At 69.0% G+C, this 18,056-nt stretch carries 20 protein-coding genes; 10 read left to right on the top strand and 10 right to left on the bottom strand.

Annotated elements, in window-relative coordinates:
- Nucleotides 1–35: 35 nt before the first annotated feature.
- Genes ypfJ through AC07NN_RS13715 form a run of 3 tightly spaced genes read right to left on the bottom strand, consistent with a single transcriptional unit; the run spans nucleotide 36 to nucleotide 1,884 of the window.
- Nucleotides 36–884, bottom strand: a complete 849-nt coding sequence (gene ypfJ / locus AC07NN_RS13725; protein WP_494641588.1) for a KPN_02809 family neutral zinc metallopeptidase — start codon at nucleotides 882–884, stop codon at nucleotides 36–38.
- 7 nt (nucleotides 885–891) lie between these two features.
- Entirely contained in the window at nucleotides 892–1,287 is a 396-nt protein-coding gene (locus AC07NN_RS13720) for a hypothetical protein (protein ID WP_494641586.1), read from the bottom strand.
- A gap of 39 nt (nucleotides 1,288–1,326) precedes the next feature.
- The gene (locus tag AC07NN_RS13715) at nucleotides 1,327–1,884 is read right to left on the bottom strand and encodes a tetratricopeptide repeat protein (RefSeq protein ID WP_494641584.1); all 558 of its coding nucleotides are present in this window, start codon (nucleotides 1,882–1,884) and stop codon (nucleotides 1,327–1,329) included.
- 180 nt (nucleotides 1,885–2,064) lie between these two features.
- Here AC07NN_RS13715 and AC07NN_RS13710 point away from each other — a divergent pair, with 180 nt between their 5' ends.
- The 7 genes from AC07NN_RS13710 (at nucleotide 2,065) to cuyB (ending at nucleotide 6,321) form a co-directional block, all read left to right on the top strand.
- Nucleotides 2,065–2,535, top strand: a complete 471-nt coding sequence (locus AC07NN_RS13710) for a hypothetical protein (RefSeq protein ID WP_494641582.1) — start codon at nucleotides 2,065–2,067, stop codon at nucleotides 2,533–2,535.
- 11 nt (nucleotides 2,536–2,546) lie between these two features.
- Nucleotides 2,547–3,014 carry a hypothetical protein gene (locus tag AC07NN_RS13705; RefSeq protein ID WP_494641580.1) on the top strand — a complete coding sequence of 156 codons (468 nt, stop codon included), beginning with the start codon at nucleotides 2,547–2,549 and terminating at the stop codon, nucleotides 3,012–3,014.
- Nucleotides 3,015–3,040: 26 nt separating this feature from the next.
- Nucleotides 3,041–3,541: a hypothetical protein gene (locus AC07NN_RS13700; RefSeq protein ID WP_494641578.1), complete on the top strand. Its 501-nt coding sequence runs from the start codon at nucleotides 3,041–3,043 to the stop codon at nucleotides 3,539–3,541.
- A gap of 14 nt (nucleotides 3,542–3,555) precedes the next feature.
- Nucleotides 3,556–4,074 (top strand): hypothetical protein, encoded by a 519-nt coding sequence (locus AC07NN_RS13695; RefSeq protein ID WP_494641576.1) that lies wholly within the window; start codon nucleotides 3,556–3,558, stop codon nucleotides 4,072–4,074.
- Nucleotides 4,075–4,088: 14 nt separating this feature from the next.
- Nucleotides 4,089–4,589: a hypothetical protein gene (locus AC07NN_RS13690; protein WP_494641574.1), complete on the top strand. Its 501-nt coding sequence runs from the start codon at nucleotides 4,089–4,091 to the stop codon at nucleotides 4,587–4,589.
- Nucleotides 4,590–4,654: 65 nt separating this feature from the next.
- On the top strand, nucleotides 4,655–5,653 hold the full coding sequence (gene cuyA / locus AC07NN_RS13685) for a D-cysteate sulfo-lyase (protein ID WP_494641572.1): 999 nt from the start codon (nucleotides 4,655–4,657) through the stop codon (nucleotides 5,651–5,653).
- The gene (gene cuyB, locus AC07NN_RS13680; RefSeq protein WP_494641570.1) at nucleotides 5,653–6,321 is read left to right on the top strand and encodes a cysteate racemase; all 669 of its coding nucleotides are present in this window, start codon (nucleotides 5,653–5,655) and stop codon (nucleotides 6,319–6,321) included. The genes cuyA and cuyB overlap by 1 nt, the downstream gene beginning before the upstream one ends.
- Here cuyB and AC07NN_RS13675 read toward each other — a convergent pair.
- Nucleotides 6,318–6,503: a hypothetical protein gene (locus AC07NN_RS13675; RefSeq protein WP_494641568.1), complete on the bottom strand. Its 186-nt coding sequence runs from the start codon at nucleotides 6,501–6,503 to the stop codon at nucleotides 6,318–6,320. The genes cuyB and AC07NN_RS13675 overlap by 4 nt on opposite strands.
- Nucleotides 6,504–7,056: 553 nt before the next feature.
- Here AC07NN_RS13675 and AC07NN_RS13670 point away from each other — a divergent pair.
- Nucleotides 7,057–8,685: a pectate lyase gene (locus AC07NN_RS13670; protein WP_494641566.1), complete on the top strand. Its 1,629-nt coding sequence runs from the start codon at nucleotides 7,057–7,059 to the stop codon at nucleotides 8,683–8,685.
- A gap of 56 nt (nucleotides 8,686–8,741) precedes the next feature.
- On the opposite strand, the gene AC07NN_RS13665 is transcribed toward AC07NN_RS13670, so the two are convergent.
- From AC07NN_RS13665 to AC07NN_RS13655, 3 genes are all read right to left on the bottom strand, one after another.
- Nucleotides 8,742–9,005: a helix-turn-helix domain-containing protein gene (locus AC07NN_RS13665; protein ID WP_494641564.1), complete on the bottom strand. Its 264-nt coding sequence runs from the start codon at nucleotides 9,003–9,005 to the stop codon at nucleotides 8,742–8,744.
- 80 nt (nucleotides 9,006–9,085) lie between these two features.
- Nucleotides 9,086–9,538, bottom strand: a complete 453-nt coding sequence (locus AC07NN_RS13660; RefSeq protein WP_494641562.1) for a hypothetical protein — start codon at nucleotides 9,536–9,538, stop codon at nucleotides 9,086–9,088.
- A 27-nt stretch (nucleotides 9,539–9,565) separates the two neighbouring features.
- Complete coding sequence (locus AC07NN_RS13655; RefSeq protein ID WP_494641561.1) at nucleotides 9,566–12,391, bottom strand: ATP-dependent DNA helicase; 2,826 nt, start codon at nucleotides 12,389–12,391, stop codon at nucleotides 9,566–9,568.
- A gap of 58 nt (nucleotides 12,392–12,449) precedes the next feature.
- Between AC07NN_RS13655 and AC07NN_RS13650 the strand changes: the two genes are divergently transcribed.
- The gene (locus AC07NN_RS13650; protein ID WP_494641559.1) at nucleotides 12,450–15,014 is read left to right on the top strand and encodes a ligase-associated DNA damage response DEXH box helicase; all 2,565 of its coding nucleotides are present in this window, start codon (nucleotides 12,450–12,452) and stop codon (nucleotides 15,012–15,014) included.
- Entirely contained in the window at nucleotides 15,011–15,718 is a 708-nt protein-coding gene (gene pdeM, locus AC07NN_RS13645) for a ligase-associated DNA damage response endonuclease PdeM (protein ID WP_494641557.1), read from the top strand. The genes AC07NN_RS13650 and pdeM overlap by 4 nt, the downstream gene beginning before the upstream one ends.
- Nucleotides 15,719–15,888: 170 nt before the next feature.
- Here pdeM and AC07NN_RS13640 read toward each other — a convergent pair whose 3' ends face one another.
- Genes AC07NN_RS13640 through AC07NN_RS13630 form a run of 3 tightly spaced genes read right to left on the bottom strand, consistent with a single transcriptional unit; the run spans nucleotide 15,889 to nucleotide 18,050 of the window.
- Nucleotides 15,889–16,350, bottom strand: a complete 462-nt coding sequence (locus AC07NN_RS13640) for a DUF3429 domain-containing protein (protein WP_494641555.1) — start codon at nucleotides 16,348–16,350, stop codon at nucleotides 15,889–15,891.
- A 3-nt stretch (nucleotides 16,351–16,353) separates the two neighbouring features.
- Complete coding sequence (locus AC07NN_RS13635; RefSeq protein WP_494641553.1) at nucleotides 16,354–17,130, bottom strand: TIGR02186 family protein; 777 nt, start codon at nucleotides 17,128–17,130, stop codon at nucleotides 16,354–16,356.
- Nucleotides 17,127–18,050 (bottom strand): sulfite exporter TauE/SafE family protein, encoded by a 924-nt coding sequence (locus AC07NN_RS13630; RefSeq protein ID WP_494641551.1) that lies wholly within the window; start codon nucleotides 18,048–18,050, stop codon nucleotides 17,127–17,129. The genes AC07NN_RS13635 and AC07NN_RS13630 overlap by 4 nt, the downstream gene beginning before the upstream one ends.
- Nucleotides 18,051–18,056 lie beyond the last annotated feature (6 nt).

The raw sequence follows: 18,056 nt of genomic DNA, 5'->3' as shown, positions 1-18,056 counted from the left end.
ACGCCCCTGACGCCGGGTGAACGAGTTTGGTTACTCTAGAGCCGCGAAGCCTTGAACGTATCGCACGCCGAAGGATCGCCCTGCTCGTAGCCCCGGTTGAACCACCGCATCCGCTGGGCGCTGCTGCCGTGGGTGAAGCTGTCGGGGACCACCTGACCCTGCGAGCGCTTCTGGATGGTGTCGTCGCCCACGGCGGCGGCGGCGCCCAGGCCGTCCTCGATGTCCGCCGGGTTGATCACGATCTTGCCGCCGGAAACCTCGCCCGCATGGGCCGCCCAGACCCCGGCGTAGCAGTCGGCCTGCAGCTCCAGCCGCACCGAACCGCTCTCCTCGCCGCGCGCGCCCAGGCGCCGGGCCTTCTGGTCCGCGCCCAGCAGGTGCTGCACGTGGTGGCCGATTTCGTGGCTGATCACATAGGCGCGGGCGAACTCGCCCTTGGCGCCGAAGCGGGTTTCCAGCTCCTGCCAGAACGACAGGTCCAGATAGACCTTCTGGTCGGCCGGACAATAGAACGGCCCCATGGCCGACTGGCCCGTGCCGCAGCCGGTGCCGGTGGCCTCCTTGTAGAGCACGATCGCCTCGGGCGGCCGGTAGTCGACGCCCTCGTTTCGGAAGATCGGCGTCCAGACCTGGCGGTTCGATGTCTCGATCACATCGACGAACTGGCCGTCCTTGTCGGTGACCTCACCGCGCACGCCCTCCTGCTGGGCGGGCTGCTGCAGCCCTTGGGTCGCCTCCATGGTCGTGCGCGGATCAATGCCGAACACGAAGTAACCGATGGCGGCCAGCACCACCGCCCCGATGCCCCCGCCGGCGACGCCGACGCGGCCCAGACCACGCCGGTCCTCGATGTTGCCGGACCGGCGACCGCCTTCCCACTCCATGAGACCCTCAATTCCTGCGTTGGCTGGCGGGACGGATCGCCCGCATACGCGCATTGCTCTCGGCTAGAGCCTCTTGCGTCAAGCGTTCCAGACGACTGGCCGACGCCGAAAGTTCGGCCTCGTGCTGCCCAGGCGTCTCGATCGTCCGGGGCGGTGGGACGGTCAGCGACCGTGTCGACGCCGATCGCTGGGCCGACAGGTCCCGCAGCCGCACCTCGGTCCGAGCGCGCTCGTTGGCGTTCGAGACCTCGATCTGGCTCGACAGCAGATCGCGCCGCGCGTCCTCCAGGGCATGGGCGGCGGCGTTGCGGGCCTGAATGTCCCGCAGGTCCTGGGCGCGCGCGAACCCCGCTCCGCCCAGGGCGGCCAGGCTGACCGACAGTAGAAGCGCCGCGCGCGTCATCGAACCCTCTTCACCAGACGGCCGATGACGCTTCGGGCGTCAGGGCCGCTTGACCGTGAAACGCGCCAACTCGATCTTCGGCGCCGTCCATTCGGGTTTCAGCTCCGACGCGCGGGAATAGTCCTTGAAGGCCGACTTCAGGTCGCCCAGCCCTTCGTTGGCCAAGCCCCGGTTGAAGAAGGCCTTCTCGGGGTCCTTGACGCCCAGGGCCAGACCCTTGTCGATCTGCTCGACGCCCTCGCGATAGCGCTCCTCGCCCACGAAGGTCGCGCCCCGGTTCACATAGGCTTCACCGAGGTTTGGATCGATGCCCGCGGCCTGGTCGAAATCGGCGCGGGCGGCTGAAAACTGGCGCTGGCGCAACTGCAGCACGCCACGGTTCACATAGGTCCGGGCGCGGTCGCGGAAGTTCAGGTTCTCGACCTCCAGCGCCGTCGTGCAGGCCAGCACCGACCGGTTGTCCGACCGGCCTTTCAGCGCGGCGTCGGAACACTCCTGGGCCGAGCCGCTGCCGATGACGAGGGTGGAAGCGCCGGCGACTCCGGCGCCGGCCAACAGGGTCGCGCAGAGCGCGGCAAAGGGGATCGCTCTGGTCATGTCGTCCTCCCATGGCGACCGGTCTTCGAGGCCGGCCTTGTGCGATCACTATAGCACCACCTGTCGCAAGCTCACATGGAAGCAGCCCTGAGCGTGCGGACTTTGGTTCGATAAATTTGAGGTTGCGGAACTTGGCGACTGAGCCAAGATTGTTCCCGAACGGATCGGGAGACTTGGTTGATGTTGCTATACCTCGCTTTCGCCCTGGCCCTGTCGGGCGCGCCGCAGGAAACCACCGCGGAACCCAACACGGTGGCGCCTGCGGTGGTCCAGCCAAAGGGCCGGTGGCCCGGGGTCATCCCCTCCGACCTTGAGATCACCCAGCAGCTCAATCAGCTCGTCAAGGAACAGCCCGACCTGAAGATCTGCGTGCCGCTCAGGCAGATCGGCACCCGCATGTCGCAAGGCGACTGCCGCACGCTGCAGAGCTGGTACGATCTCGAATTCGACCGCGACAGCCAGGCCCGGATCGCAGCCCTCGCGGGGGACAAATCGCCGGTCGGAGGCCTGGACGGCCCGCCCTACGAGGTCGTCGAACTGATCAAGGCGCGCTACCGGCTGCCCAGCGTCCGCGCCCGGGCGGAGGTTCGCGCCCAGGCGCGCATCCGCGCGGCGCGCTCGCCGGCCACACCGCCCGTCTCCAATCCCTAGGAGCGATATCCATGCTGGCTTCGCTCGCCCTCACCCTGCTTCTGGCCGGAACCCAGGCCCAGCAAGGCGCAGCGACCAATGAGGTCGATCCCGCGATCATCGAGGCGCCCAAGCGGTGGCCCGGCGTCGTGCCGAGCGACAAGGAAATCACCCAGCAGCTGAACGCCCTGGTCAAGGAGCAACCTGACCTCAAGGTCTGCGTCGACCTCGCCCGGACCGGCACGCGCCTGGCCGGGCGCGAATGCCGGACCCTGCAGGGCTGGTACGATTACGAGGACGGTCGCGACACCAACGATCGCATCGCCAAGATCGCCGGCATCGCGCCGTTCGGAGGCCTGTCAGGGCCGCCTCACGAGGTGGTCGAGATGATCAAGGCGCGTTACCGCAGCCCCGAAGTCCGCGCTCGCGCCCTCGAACGCGAACGTCTGCGCCACGCGGCCGAGCGCTCGAAGGCGTCGCCGTCCACGCCGCCGGTCTGAACCCCTGCCCCCCGGAAACTTCGCCGATGCTTACCTTCGCCGCGTTCGCCCTGACCCTGGCCGTCGCCGCTCCGCCGGAAACGCCACAGACCAATGAAGTCGCGCCGACGATCATCCAGCCGCGCAAGAGTTGGGGCGGCCCCGTGCCCTCGGACCTGGAACTCCGGAAGCAGCTGGACGCCGCCGTCGAGGCGCAGCCGGACAAGGTTGTCTGCTTGAACCTGGTCCGGACCGGCAGCCGGATGCCGCGACCGGCGTGCCGCACGCTGCGAGGTTGGTACGACTTCGAGGCCGATCGCGACACCGAGGCCAACACCGCCGACATCATCTTCGTCATGCGGCCGGAAGGCGGCAAGGATCCGGTCGGCGGCAAGTCTGGGCCGCCGCACGAGCTGATGGAAGCGGTCAAGGACCTCTATCAGAACCCCAATGTGCGGGCCCGGGCGCTGGAACGCGAACGCGCTCGCGTGTCCGCCGCGTCCCGCCGATCGATCTCGCCCGCCACGCCGCCTGTCTCACACCCTTAGATCCGGAAATCCCAGTGCTCGCATTCCTCGCCGCCGCCGCGCTTCTCGCCGCCGCTCCGGAACAAACCACTCAGCCCGTTCCGAACGTCGCGCCGCAGAACGCCGCGCCCCAGAGCGACATGGTCGAACCGCTGATTATCGAGAGCTATCGCAACGGCAAGCCCCAGATCAGCGACCGCGCGATCGAGAAGCAACTGAACCAGCTGGTGAAGGATCAGCCGGGCCGGGTGGTGTGTCTGCGCAAGACCGAGTTCGGCACGCGCATCCCGCGCGGCTACTGCGGCTCGCTGCAACAGTGGTTCGACCTGGAAGACTCGCGCGGAACCCAGCGGACCATGGCCCGCCTGCGGGGTCCGAAGGGCGGCTATGCGCCCGTCGGCGGCATGACCGGACCACCGCCCGAGCTGGTCCAGCTGATCCGCGCCCGACTGCAGAGCCCGAAGTACCGCGCTATGGCCGAGGCCCGCGCCAAGGCCCGCCTTGAGGCCGAAGCCGCCGCCCGCAAGCCCGCGCCCATCGATCCGCCGGTCTAGGCCCGGAGGACGACATGACCCTGCTCGCCACCCTGGCTGTCGCCCTCGCCATGACGGGCCAGGCGCCTCAAGTCGCGCCACAGGACAACACCGTCGATCCGGCCATCATCGAAGCGCCGCGTCGCTGGCCCGGCGTCGTGCCCACGGATCTGGAAATCGAGGCCCAGCTCGGCGAAGCCCTGAAGGCGCAGCCGGACAAGGTGGTCTGTCTTCGCATCGCGCGGACCGGTTCACGCCTGCCGCATGAAACCTGCCGAACCCTGCGCGGCTGGTACGATTTCGAGTCCGACCGCGACACAAGAGGCCACACACGGGACATCGTCGCCATGCTGGACGACATGCCCCTGGGCGGTGACGAGGTCGGCGGCAGACTCGCGCGGCCGCCTCACGAGCTGATCGAGCTGGTCAAGGACCGCTACCAGAGCCCCTCTGCTCGGGCCCGGGCGGTGGAGCGCGCCAGGACCCGCCTGAACCCGGCGCGGCCTCCGGCCGATCCGCCCACCTCCAACCCCTAGAGGGCGTCGCGCCGAACGCTGGTCGTGCTAACAGAGGCGACGACTCCCTCAGGAACCGTCGCGTCATGCATCTCGCCCGCTTTCCCCGCGCCCGCTTCGCCCACCTGCCGACACCGCTGGAGCCCCTGCCCCGCCTGGGCGCGGCGCTCGGCATCGACCTCTGGGTCAAGCGCGACGACTGCACGGGCCTGGCCGGCGGCGGCAACAAGACCCGCAAGCTTGAGTTCCTGCTCGGCGAAGCCCTGGAGCAAGGCGCCGACACCCTGGTGACCCAGGGCGCGGTGCAGTCCAACCACGTCCGCCAGACCATCGCCGCCGGCGCCCGCTTCGGCCTGAAGACCGAAGTGATTCTGGAGGAGCGCACCGGCTCCAAGGCCAGCGACTACATGGGCAACGGCAACGTCCTGCTCGACAAGCTGATGGGCGCGGCGATCCGCTACGTCCCCGGCGGCACGGACATGGTCGCCGAGTTGGAAGCCACCGCCGACAGCGTCCGCCAGCGCGGCGGCAAGCCCTATGTCATTCCCGGCGGTGGCTCGAACACGGTCGGAGCCCTGGGCTATGTCGACTGCGCTCGCGAGTTCGTCGTCCAGGCCGACCAGATGGACCTGAAGTTCGACCGCTTCGTCACCGCCACCGGCAGCGCCGGCACCCACGCCGGCCTCGTCGCCGGCTTCGCGGCCTTGTCGGTCGACATCCCGATCCTGGGCTTCGGCGTCCGCGCGCCCAAGGCCAAGCAGGAGGAGAACGTCTTCAACCTGGCCGTCGCCACGGCTGAGAAGATCGGCGCGGCCGGCCGCGTGACGCGCGAGATGGTCGTGGCCGACTGCGACTATGTCGGCGAAGGCTATGGCCTGGTCGACCAGGGCGTGATCGACGCCCTGGCCCTGGCGGCCCGCACCGAGGGCCTGCTGTTCGACCCCGTCTATTCCGGCAAGGCGCTGAAGGGTCTGATCGACCAGGCCGGCAAGGGAGCGTTCAAGGGCGAGCGGGTCGTGTTCCTGCACACCGGCGGTGCCCAGGGCCTGTTCGGCTATCAATCGGTGCTGGAGCCCGCCCTCTGATGAGCAAGGTTTTGGGCGTCCTCGGCGGCATGGGTCCGGCCGCCACCCTGGACTTCCTGGCCAAGCTGCAGGCCGCCACGCCGGTCAAGCGCGAGCAGGATCACCTGAGGGTGCTGGTCGACATCAATCCGCACGTTCCGGATCGCAACGTTGGCGCCTCTGATCCCGGTCCGGTGCTGGCGGCCATGGCCGCCGGACTTCGTGACGGCGGGGCGCAGGTGCTGGCCATCGCCTGCAACACCGCCCACGCCTATGCCGAGGAGGTCCGCGCGTCGGGTCTGCCGCTGGTCGACATGTTGGAGACCGCCGGCTTGGCCGCCCAGGCCAAGGGCGCGAGCATCGTCGGCGTGCTGGGCACCAGCCTGGCGCTCGGCCTCTACCGCGATCGCTTCTCGCACATGGGGCTGGAAGTGGTGATGCTGGACGACCACGAGCAGGTCGAGTTCATGGCTCTGCTCTATCGCATCAAGCAGGGCGATCTGGGCGAGGCCTCGCGCGAAACCATGGCCGCCCTCGCCCATCGTCTGGTCGGCAAGGGCGCGCAGAGCGTGGTGGCCGGCTGCACCGAGGTGCCCCTGGTGCTGTCGGCGTCGGACCTGTCGGTCCCGTTCCTGGATGCGACAGAAGAACTGGCGCGGCGCTGCGTAGCCGTCTGCCTCGAAGCCTAGCTGTTCAGCGCCTTCAGCGGCAGGTCGTCGTTCGACGCCTCGAACATGCCCAAGACGGCCGCCGCACCGCGCGAGGCCTGGGCCATGCGCAGCAAGGCCGCGCGGGCATGTGCGCTATCGGCGATCTCGGCCTGACGCTCGAGACGCTCGGCTTCGCTCAGATGGTCGTTTCGATTCCCCATGTGCAAACGTTTACAGCGATTAACCATGAAGACCATGCGACCGCTGGACGCACAGAGCACGTCGTTCGAGGAATAGCGTGCGCCCGATTGTCACAGAATGTTAAATTCAAAGACTAGGCCCAAATGAAAACGCCCCCGGACCCTTGGGATCCGGGGGCGTCGTCCTGTTCCCCAACAGGACGGCGTCGGCAGCGCTAACTTCGAGCGCAGCGGCGTCGCCTCAAAACTGATGCGCCTGTTTCGCCGAACACGGATCCTCAGGCAACGCGTCCGCCTGTCGCAGGCCCCGATTTGGGTATGCCCGTCACGCCCAAATTCCTTGCACACAAGGGATTGCACGGCCTGCCGCGACCGGCTGTCGCGCCCCGCCAATTCCATGTGACCGGTCGCAAAAAGTGGATGGTCAAGACATGACACCGGTAGCAAAGTGCATGAAAGTCGTCGCCACAAGACGGCGGGGCCGCTTGCCGGTCCGGGAGGAAGCCAAAGCAACGCCCCTGTGGCTTGCCTTTCCCGCCCGGCGATCCGAGCCTCCGCCAGCCGGAGTACCCCCATGCCGCTCAGCCCGATCTCCCGCCGCCGCCTGATGGCGACCACCGCCGCCGCCTTCGCCGCGGCCGGCGCGCTCACGCCGCTGAAGGCCATGGCCGCTGCCGACAAGGCCACGGCGCTGGACACCATGAAGAAGGCCACCCGCTTCATGGTCGAGAAGGCCGCCTATAACGGCGGCTATGTCTGGAGCTACCTGCCCGACTTCTCGCGCCGCTGGGGCGAGATGGAAGCCTTCCCGACGATGATCTGGGTGCAGCCGCCCGGCACGGCAACCATGGGCCACCTGTTCCTGGACGCCTATCACGCCACCGGTGACGAATATTACTACGAAGCCGCCTGCAAGGCCGGCGAGGCGCTGATCGCCATCCAGCATCCGGCCGGCGGCTGGAACTATCTGGGCGACCTGGCCGGCGAGGCCTCGATCAAGAAGTGGTACGACACCATCGGCAAGAACGGCTGGCGGCTCGAGGAATTCCAGCACTACTACGGCAACGCCACCTTCGACGACGCCGGCACGGCCGAGAGCTCGCAGTTCATGCTGCGCCTCTACGTCGAGAAGAAGGACAAGCGCTTCAAGCCGTCGCTCGACAAGGCCCTGCAGTTCGTCCTCGACAGCCAGTACCCGGTCGGCGGCTGGCCGCAGCGCTTCCCGCTGAAGAACGAGTTCCACCACCACGGCAAGGAAGACTACACTGGCTTCATCACCTTCAACGACGACGTCGCCGGTGAGAACATCAAGTTCCTGATCATGGTCTGGCAGGCCCTGGGCGACCCGCGCGTCGTGCCGGCGGTCCGCAAGGCCATGGACTGCTTCGTGCTCTGCCAGCAGCCCCAGCCGCAGCCCGCCTGGGGCCTGCAGCACCATGTCGACACGCTGAAGCCGGCCGGCGCCCGCACCTACGAGCCGGAAGCCTTCGCCTCGCACACCACCGGCGCCAACATCGCCGCCTGCATGGACTTCTACGAGCTGACGGGCGATCCGAAGTTCCTGGCCCGCCTGGGCGAAGCGCTGGACTGGCTGGACAGCATCAAGGTCACGCCCGAAATTCAGAAGGGCCGCCCCTACCCGACCTTCATCCAGATCGGCACGGGCAAGCCGCTGTACATCCACCGCAAGGGCAGCAACGTCGTCAACGGCGAGTACTACAACGACCAGAACCCCGAGAAGACGGTGATCCACTACTCGTCGTTCCGAGCCGTCAATGTCGAGGGCTTGCGCAAGCGCCTGGCCAAGCTGAAGGCCACCGCGCCGGACGTCGCCAGCAAGGCCTCGCCGCTGAAGGGCGGCCGCAAGGCGCTGCCCAAGTACTTCACCACCGGCGACATCTCGGTCTCGGACCTGAATGTCGGCACGCTGAAGGCCGACGCCGGCCAGGCTGCGCCCGACAAGGCCGCCGGCCTGATCGCCGCCCTGAACGGCGAAGGCTGGTGGCCGACCGAGCTGAAGGCGACCAGCAACCCGTATATCGGCGACGGCTCGCCCACCCCGGCGCCGGGCGACTTCAGCCAGACCCGGGTCGGCGACGCCACCGACACCTCGCCGTACATCACCGACACGCCGAAGATCGGCATCTCGACTGGGACCTACATCGAGAACATGTCGGCCCTGATCAAGTTCGTCACGGCCTAGCCTGGCCGGAGGCGTCTCGGCCGGCGCTATCGCGACCGGCCGAACGCACACCATGCCTAAGCGTCGAAACGCTCCAGCGCCTCACGCACGACGTCGGGCGCATGGTCGATGACCCGCAGATAGGCGGTCAGGGCCGCGTCAGGGCGGGCGTCGCCGTGCTCCAGGTCCTCGAGCAGGGTCAGGTCGATGTGGAAGACATGGGCGAACTCGGCCTGGGACAGGCCAGTGCGCCAGCGCACCGCCTGGACCAGGGCGCGAGCGGATCGAGCCCGCGCCGGCGTGGCGGCTTCGTCGATGGCGGGGTCGGCGGGTCGGGTCATCGGTACGCTCCTGAACTGGCTCCCCCGGGGGTGGGAGCGGTTCTAGGACGCGTCCGTTGCAGAAATTCGACGGCTTTGAGTCAGCGCGGCGTCGTCATCGTGCGCGCCTTGGCCTCGACCAGGTCCACCCCGCGCACGGGATCGCCGGACGTCTCGATCAGCCGGTCGAACGCCCTCAGATCGCCGTTGGTGATGCGCTTGATCTTCTTGCTTCGTGACCATTCCAGGCCGATCAGCTGACCCAGACGGCAGGCCTTGGGCAGCAGGATCGGCCGCGCCTTGGGGCCGCCCCTGGCCAGCAGCTTGTCGACATAGTCGTTCCAGTTCGGCGGGCCCGGGAAGCAGGTCGGCAGGTCGTCGCAGCTCCCTGTCCAGAAGCGCTTGTACCAGCGGACATGCTGGGGCGTGTCGTAGCGAAGGTCGGCGCTGGGCGCGATCACGCTCCGGCAATCGGCGCGCACGAACTCGTCCGCCTGGGCGACATTGGCGGCCAGCAACACAACGGCGACGATGGGACCAGCGATACGGACCAAGGATGTCTCCGGCGACTAAGGGTGCTGCTAGGTCCGTGTCTTCGATAGGAATGCGGCGGTGGCCTCGATCGCGTCGACCAGCCCCACCCGCTCGATCGTGACGCCTTCCGGCAAGCTTGAGAACAGGCGCGTCGGCGCGGCAGCGTCCAGCATCACGAACACGCCCCGGTCGTCGGCGCGGCGGATCAGGCGGCCGAAGGCCTGGCTGATGCGGGCGCGGGCCACGGCGTCGTCATAACCCTTGCCGCCGAAGCGCAGGCGGCGGGCCTTGTGCAGCACATCCGGACGCGGCCACGGCACCCGGTCGAAGACCAGCAGGCGCAGAGACCGGCCCGGCACGTCCACGCCGTCGCGGATGGCGTCTGTGCCCAGCAGGCACGCGTCCTCCTCGGCCCGGAAGATATCGACCAGCGCGCCCACTTCCAGGGGGTCCACGTGCTGCGCGTACAGGGCCAGGCCGTTGTCGGCCAGCGGCGCGGCGATGCGCTCGTGCACGGCCTTCAAGCGGCGGATGGCGGTGAAGAGGCCAAGGCCCCCGCCCCCGGCGGCCAGGAACAGCTCGCGCATGGCGGCCGAGACCTGGCGCGGGTCTTCCTTGTTCACGTCGGTGACGACATAGGCCTTGGCGTGGTTCTCGTAGTCGAACGGCGAGACCAGCCGCAGCACCTTGGGCGCGGACGGCAGGCGCGCTGCGCCGGTGCGCATCTCGGCCAGGGCGAACGGGTCCTCCAACGCCGGATCGACCAGGGTGGCGCTGGTCACCAGCACCCCGTGTGCCGGCGACAGCACCGCCGCGCGCAGCGGCTCGGTCGGGTCCACCCAGTGGCGGCGGCAGGCGGCGTCGACGACCCGGCCATAGAGGAAGGTCGCCTCAAACCAGTCGACGAAGTCCGGATCGGTCGCGGCCGGATCGACCTCGTCGTCCTCGACCGCCTTCAGGATCGAGCGCCAGGCCGGCAGGGTCATGCGGGCGCGGCGGTCCAGGCCCCGCAGCGCGCCTTCGATGCGCGCGCGCTCGGAGGTCCCGAGGTGCTCGGCGTCCTCGTCCAGCACGTCTTCCAGGGCGCGGGCCAGGGCCAGCAGCGGGGCCTCAATGGCGGCCAGGGCCTTGGCCGCCTCCGGGGCGCGCTCGCGGACCAGATCGGTGGCCGGCCGGGCGTCGCATTGCAGGCCCAGGTCCTGCCCGCCGCGCTCGCTGGTGCGGGCCCGAAGCTGCTCGATCACCGCGACCAGGAAGTTCTCGATCGGGCCGATCGGATTGATCTGGCCGTCCGGCGGCGCCACCCGGCCCGACCAGCCCTCGCCCGGCAAGGCGGCGGCGGCCTGGATGACCTGGTTCATCGCCCCCCGCGCGCCCTCGCGGTCACCGAGGATGTCGAGCAGGCGCGCCTCCAGGCCCCGGCCACGACGGCCACGCCCCTCGGGTCCTCGGATCCAGCGGCGCAGTTCCGCCGCTTCAGCGCCCGATAGGGCAGCGGAAAAAGCGCTGTCGGCGGCCTCGAACAGGTGGTGACCCTCGTCGAAGACGATGCGTTTCAGACTGGTGGTCTCGTTGTCGCCCTTCAGGCCTCGCGCCGTCCGCGCGCCATCGAAGGCGGCTTGCGTGAGGACCAGGGCGTGATTGGCGATCACCAGGTCGGCGCGTTTGGACGCCCGCACGGCCTTCTCGATGTAGCAGATGCGATAGTGCTGGCAGCCGGCATGGATGCACTCGCCCCGCCGATCCACGAGGTTCGACGGACTGGCCTGGGCCGAGGGCGGCACAGCGGACAGCGTCGGCAGCCAGGCCGGGAAGTCGCCGCCAGTCATGTCGCCGTCGCGGGTCGCCCGCGCCCATCGCGCCGTCAGCGCCAGCCCGATCAGGTCGCCATTGCCCAGCTGGGCGCCGTTCATCTGCTCCTGGAAATTCAGCAGGCAGAGATAGTTCTCACGCCCTTTGCGCACGACGGCCTTCTTGGCCCGCTCCTTGGGGTCGGGATAGATCGACCGGCTCTCGCGCTCGATCTGGCGCTGCAGGGCGCGGGTATAGGTGCTGACCCAGACCGACGGACCGTTGGCCTCGGCCCACAAGGACGCCGGCGCCAGATAGCCCAGGGTCTTGCCGACGCCGGTGCCGGCCTCGGCCAGCATCATGCGCGGCTCGCCTTCGCGTTCGCGGGGCTGGAAGGCGAAGGCGGCCTCCTTGGCGAAGGTCACCTGGGCCTCGCGGATTTCCTCCAGGCCCGAGCGTTGCAGAAGTTCGGCCAAGCGCTCGCCGGCGCGTTCGGGATCGATGGGACGCGAGCCGGACTCGCCGGGCGGGGCCTGGTCTTCCCACTCGGCGATGCGGGCCCAGACGTCGAGGCCCGAGCCCCGGAACTGGTTGCCGGCCTGGACCGAGCGCAGCGCGCCGATCACGGCGGGCCCCCACGACCATCCGGCCTTGGCCAGGGTCTCGGCGACGGCCAGGGCCTCCTCGCGGGACGGAACCGGCGTCAGGGCCAGGTCACGCAGCAGGGCGTCGGCGCTCTCGCGCAGGCTCTGGGCCTGTTCGGCCGCGCCGTGCGGTTCGGCGAGCCCCAGCGCCATGGCCAGGCCCACCGCCGACGGCGCGCAGAAGGTCGCCGGACGGACGAAGGCGTAGAGCTCCAGCACGTCGAACAGGCGCGGATGGCGCGAGGGGGGCGACAGGTTCAGGCGGCGGGCGGCCATGGCCGCGTGGGCCACCAGCACCGGGCCGTGCTCGAACAGATCGCGAGCGTCCGGCGCGCGCAGCATCCGGCCTTCGCCGCCGCCATCGGCCATGCCGGCGCGCGGCCCAGGCAGGACAACCAGGGCCGGAGCCAGATCCAGAGTCGGCGGGGAAGCGGTCACGCGAGTCTGTTAGCAAAACCCCCGTGAAACAGAAAGAGAACATGCTATATCGCGGACAATGTCCGCGGCGTCCGCCCTTCCCGCCAAGTTCCAAGACTGGTTCGCCAAGCGCGGCTGGAGCCCCCGCGAGCATCAGCTGGCCATGCTGGAGAAAGCCCGGGCCGGTCGCGGGACCCTGCTGATCGCCCCGACCGGCGGCGGCAAGACCCTGGCCGGCTTCCTGCCCAGCCTGATCGAGCTTTCCGAACGCCCGCCGCGCAATACGCCGGCCGGAGTCCACACCCTCTACATCTCGCCGCTGAAGGCCCTCGCCGTAGATGTCGAGCGTAACCTCCTGACGCCCATCCGCGAGATGAACCTGCCGATCGTGGCCGAGAGCCGCACCGGCGACACGGGCGAGAGCCGCAAGGCGCGCCAGCGGATCAAGCCGCCGGACATCCTGCTGACGACACCCGAGCAGTTGGCCCTGTTCTGCGCCTGGGAAGGCGCGCGCGAATACTTCTCCGACTTGCGCTGCGTGATCATCGATGAGGCCCACGCGATCTGGCCGAGCAAGCGAGGCGACTTGCTGGCCCTGGGCCTTTCGCGCCTGCAGACGTTCGCGCCCGAGATGCGGCGGGTTGGCCTGTCGGCGACGGTCGACGATCCTGACCTGGTGCGGAAGTGGTTGGGGGTGAACTACGCCTCTCCTCCCCCTCCGGGGGAGGTGTCGCGGAGCGACGGAGGGGACAGCACCGCCGTCTCAGAGCTAGCCCCCTCCGGCCCTCCGGGCCACCTCCCCCAAGAGGGGAGGAGAGATTACTCCATCGACCTCGTCCTCGGCTCCGGCGGCGCCCAGCCCGTCGTCGAGGTCCTCGTCTCCGGCGGCCGCGTCCCCTGGGCCGGCCATACGGCCGAGCACGCCATGGCCGAGGTCTACGAGATCATCAAGCAGTCCCAGACGGCGCTGATCTTCGTCAACACCCGCTTCCAGGCCGAGTTCGCGTTCCAGCGCCTGTGGGAGCTGAACGAGGCGGACCTGCCGATCGCCCTGCACCATGGCAGCCTCTCGGCCGAACAGCGCCGCAAGGTCGAGGCCGCCATGGCCAAGGGCGCGCTACGGGCCGTGGTCTGCACCTCGACCCTGGACATGGGTATCGACTGGGGCGACGTCGATCTCGTCATCCAGCTGGCCGCGCCCAAAGGCGCCTCGCGGATGGTCCAGCGGATCGGCCGCGCCAACCACCGCCTGGACGAGCCCAGCCGCGCCCTGTTCGTGCCCGCCAGCCGCTTCGAGATGCTGGAGTGCCGCGCCGCCGCCGACGCCATCCTGGAGAACCACCTGGACGGCGACCCGCCGCGTGTCGGCGCGCTGGACGTCCTGGCCCAGCACATCATGGGCTGCGCGTGCTCCGAGCCCTTCGAGCTGACCGCGCTCTATCACGAGGTCCGCTCGGCCGGTCCCTATGCCGAGCTTACCTGGGAAGACTTCGAGACCGTCGTCGACTTCGTCTCGACCGGCGGCTACGCGCTGCGCACCTATGACAAGTTCCGCCGCATCGTGAAGAACGAGGACGGTCTATGGACCGCCCGCAACGCCCAGGCCCGCCAGCAGCACCGGATGAACGTCGGGGCCATCGTCTCTCCGGGCATGATCAATATCCGCATCGGCGGCGGCAAAAGACCGATGGGCGGGCGCAAGATCGGCGAGGCGGAAGAAGGCTATTTCGAGCAGCTGACGCCCGGCGACACCTTCATCTTCGCGGGGCAGGTCTGGCGCTACAACAGCCTGGTCGGGGCTGACGCCTTCGTCTCGCCCGCGCCGAACGACGATCCGAAGATGCCCAGCTGGGGCGGATCGAAGTTCCCGCTGTCGACCTATCTGGCCGGCCGCGTGCGCCAGATGATGCACGACGAACGCGAATGGACGGCCCTGCCCCCGGACGTCCAGGAGTGGCTGTCCTGGCAGAAGATCCGCTCGGCCATTCCGGAAGAAGGCGAGATGCTGCTGGAGACCTTCCAGAGCGGCAAGCGCTTCCACATGGTCTGCTACCCGTTCGACGGCCGCCTGGCCCACACCACCCTGGCCATGCTGCTGACCCGCCGGCTGGACCGCCTGGGCGTGGGACCGCTGGGCTTCGTCTGCAACGACTACGCCCTGAATTTGTGGTCGCTGCGGCCGATGGACGGTCTGGATCTCGACGAACTGTTCGCCCAGGACATGCTAGGCGACGACCTCGAGGCCTGGCTCGACGAGAGCTTCATGATGAAGCGGGCGTTCAAGCATGCCGCCCTGATCTCCGGCCTGATCGAGCGCCGCCACCCCGGCGCCGAGAAGTCCGGACGGCAGGTGACCTTCTCGACCGACCTGATCTACGACGTGCTGCGCAAACACCAACCCGACCACCTGATGCTCCGCTGCGCGCGCCACGACGCGGCGACGGGCATGCTCGACATCGCCCGCCTGGGCGACATGCTGGCCCGCGTGAAGGGCCATATCCGCCATATGCCGCTGGACCGCGTCTCGCCGTTCGCTGTGCCGATCATGCTGGAAATCGGCCGCGAGCGCGCGCCGGGCGACGCCGCCGGCGAGATGATCCTGGCCGAAGCCGAAGAAGACCTGATCGCCGAGGCCATGTCGTGATGCGATTTTCCCCCTCCATCTGCGGCGGCCTGCGCGTCGGCCTGTCGAACGTCGAGGTCATGCTCCGCTGGTCCGGCGCCCTGTGGCTGGAGCGCGACGGCGCCCTCGTCGTCGCCGACCTGCACTTCGAGAAGGGCAGCAGCTACGCCGCGCGCTTCGGCCAGATGCTGCCGCCCTATGACACTCGCGAGACCCTGGACCGGCTGGACCGCGAGATCGCCCTGCTCTCGCCCAAGCGGCTGATCTTCCTGGGCGACAGCTTCCATGACGGCGACGGCGAGGCGCGGCTGGCGGCCGACGACTATCGGCGGCTCGAGGGGCTGGCCATGGGGCGCGAGCTCGTCTGGGCGGTGGGCAATCACGACGCCGACGGCCCCAAGGTTCTGCCCGGCGAGATCATCGACGAGGCCGCGATCTCCGGCCTGATCCTGCGGCACGAGCCGCTGCCCGGCGCTCAGCCCGGCGAGGTCGCGGGGCACCTGCACCCGGCGGCCAAGGTCTCCAGCGGTCGCGCCACGACCCGCCGCCGCTGCTTCGTCACCGATGGTCAGAGGCTGGTGCTGCCGGCCTTCGGCGCGTTCACGGGCGGGCTGAACATTCTGGACGCGGCGTTCTCGAGCCTGTTCGCGGGCCCGATGATGGCCGGCGCGCTGGGTCCCAAGCGGGTCCATGCGGTGGGGATGAAGTCGCTACGGCCGGACTGAGTTTCCTTCTCCCCTTGCGGGAGAAGGTGTCGGCGAAGCCGACGGATGAGGGGTCGCACAGACAGAAACGCCGCGGCGGCCGAAAGGCCATTCGCGGCGGTATCGTTCTTCAACCCCTCACCCGACCGCCTTCGGCGGCCACCCTCTCCCGCATGGGGAGAGGGAAATCCTCACATATGCAGCGCCTGCTCCAGGGCGAAGGCCAGCGAGATCGCCGCGCCGGCGGTCAGCAGGGTGCGCATCCGAGGACGCCAGCTGGGGCCGTCGTGGTCGGTCACGTCCCAGACCCATTGCAGCAGGAAGACCAGCAGGAAGCCCGATAGCTGCCAGGCCGGCTCGAACTTCAGCTCGCCCAGCAGGAGGCCGAAAGCGGCCAAGGGGAACAGCAGCGAGATGCCCAGGACCGACCAGCGCGGGCTGGGGTTCTCGATCTCCAGGCCGGTCCGCACGCCGCCGAAGTACGAGACCATGGCCGCCGAGTAGGCCAGCAGAGCCACCAGAGAAGATTTCTGGATCGCGGCCGGGCCGTAGCAGAACAGCACCGACGCGACGAAGAAGGGCATGATGGTCGAAAGACCAAATACCCATACAGCCGGAGGAACCGGCGTCCGCCCGCCCACGGACTCATTCATGACTCAACTCCTTCGGAAGGCGACCGAAGCCGCCCACCCTGCCCCGAGCGCGACTATTACCGACACGAGCCCATAGGTCCACGGACGATCTTTCGCGAACACATAGAGCGCGCGCTCCGCTCCGGCCTTCTCGACGACCAGGGCGCGGTCGCGGATCGACACCGGCTTGCCGTCCTGGAACAGCACGATACGGGCGGTGTACTGGCCGATCGGGGCCTCGGCCGGCAGGTCCAGCTGAGCGCGGAACAGGCCCTTGTCGACGAAGCGGACCCCTCGCGGATCGGCCGCGTAGAGCCCAGCTTTCTCCTTCAGGCGGATCACCGCGCGCCGCCAGTCGAGATAGTCGGCGCCCAGGCGGCTGACCACGACGTCGCGGACGCCGTAGGTCGTCTCGACCCGCTGCTCCAGCGGCGCGGCGATGGCCAGGTGCTCGAGGCCCGCCCCCAGGTGGCGCAGCGGCGCGAAGCCGGCGATGTCCTGCAGCGGCCGGGTCGAGGCCACGCGATAGAAGCCCGGCGCGCCTCGGAACACCACCGGGCGGCTGTTCAGCCACAGGCCGGCGACCTGGGTCTTGCGGGCGATGCGCAGAGGCGTGTCCGGGCCGCGCACGATGACGACGATGTCGCTGGGCTTGTCCGTCGGATCGAAGACGGCGCCGTAGAGCACGATCCGCGCGCCCCGGAAGCCGGAGCTGACCCGGATCTCGGTGTCGGTCAGGGCGGCCGAAACGACAGGAGCCGGCGGCGCCTGGACCAGGGGGACCTCGACGGGCGGGGTCATCGCGCCGTCCCCGTCATCAGGATGAAGGCCTCGTCGGGCTTGAGGAACAGGTCCGCGCCCATGCGCAGGCCGACCAGCAGCACCAGCAGGGCCAGCAGCGCCCGCAGCTCCTCGGCGCGGAAGCGGCCGGAGGCGCGCGCGCCCAGCTGGGCTCCGATCACCCCGCCGATCAGCAGCAGCGTCGCCAGCACGATGTCGACCGTCTGGTTGCGGCCGGCCTGCAGTACGCTGGTCAGCGAGGTGGTGATGACGATCTGGAACAGGCTGGTGCCCACCACGACCGGCGCGGGCATGCGCAGCAGATAGATCATGGCCGGCACCAGGATGAAGCCGCCGCCGACGCCCATCACCGCCGACAGGATGCCGACGAAGACGCCCAGCAGGATCGGCGGAATGACGCTGATATAGAGCCGCGAGCGCGGGAATCGGACCTTGAACGGCAGGGCGTACAGCAGCGCCGGCCGGCGATCGCCACGCGGCTTGGGCGGCTGGCCGCTGCGGCGACGCAGGATCGCGCCGACGGACTCGGTCAGCATCAGCCCGCCAATCACGCCCAGGAACAGCAGGTACGAGACCGACACCGCCAGGTCCGCCTGGCCGATCAGGCGCAGCCATCGGAACACCTCGACCCCGATGAACGAGCCGATCGCCCCGCCGCTGGCCAGGACGCCGCCCATGCGGAAGTCGACCACGCGCTTCTTGCTGTAGGCGATGACGCTGGAGACCGACGAGGCGGCGACGTGGTTGGCCTCGCTGGCCACGGCCACGACCGGCGGGATGCCCATGAACACCAGCACCGGCGTCATCAGGAAACCGCCGCCGATGCCGAACATGCCGGAAATGAAGCCCACGAGCCCGCCCAGCACCACCAGCAGCAGCGCATTCACCGAGACTTCGGCGATGGGGAGGTAGAAATGCAAAGCTCG

Source organism: Caulobacter sp. GW821-FHT09H08 (assembly GCF_059415885.1).
Note: the sequence above shows the minus strand (reverse complement) of the source record. Positions and strands in the feature narration are given on the sequence as shown.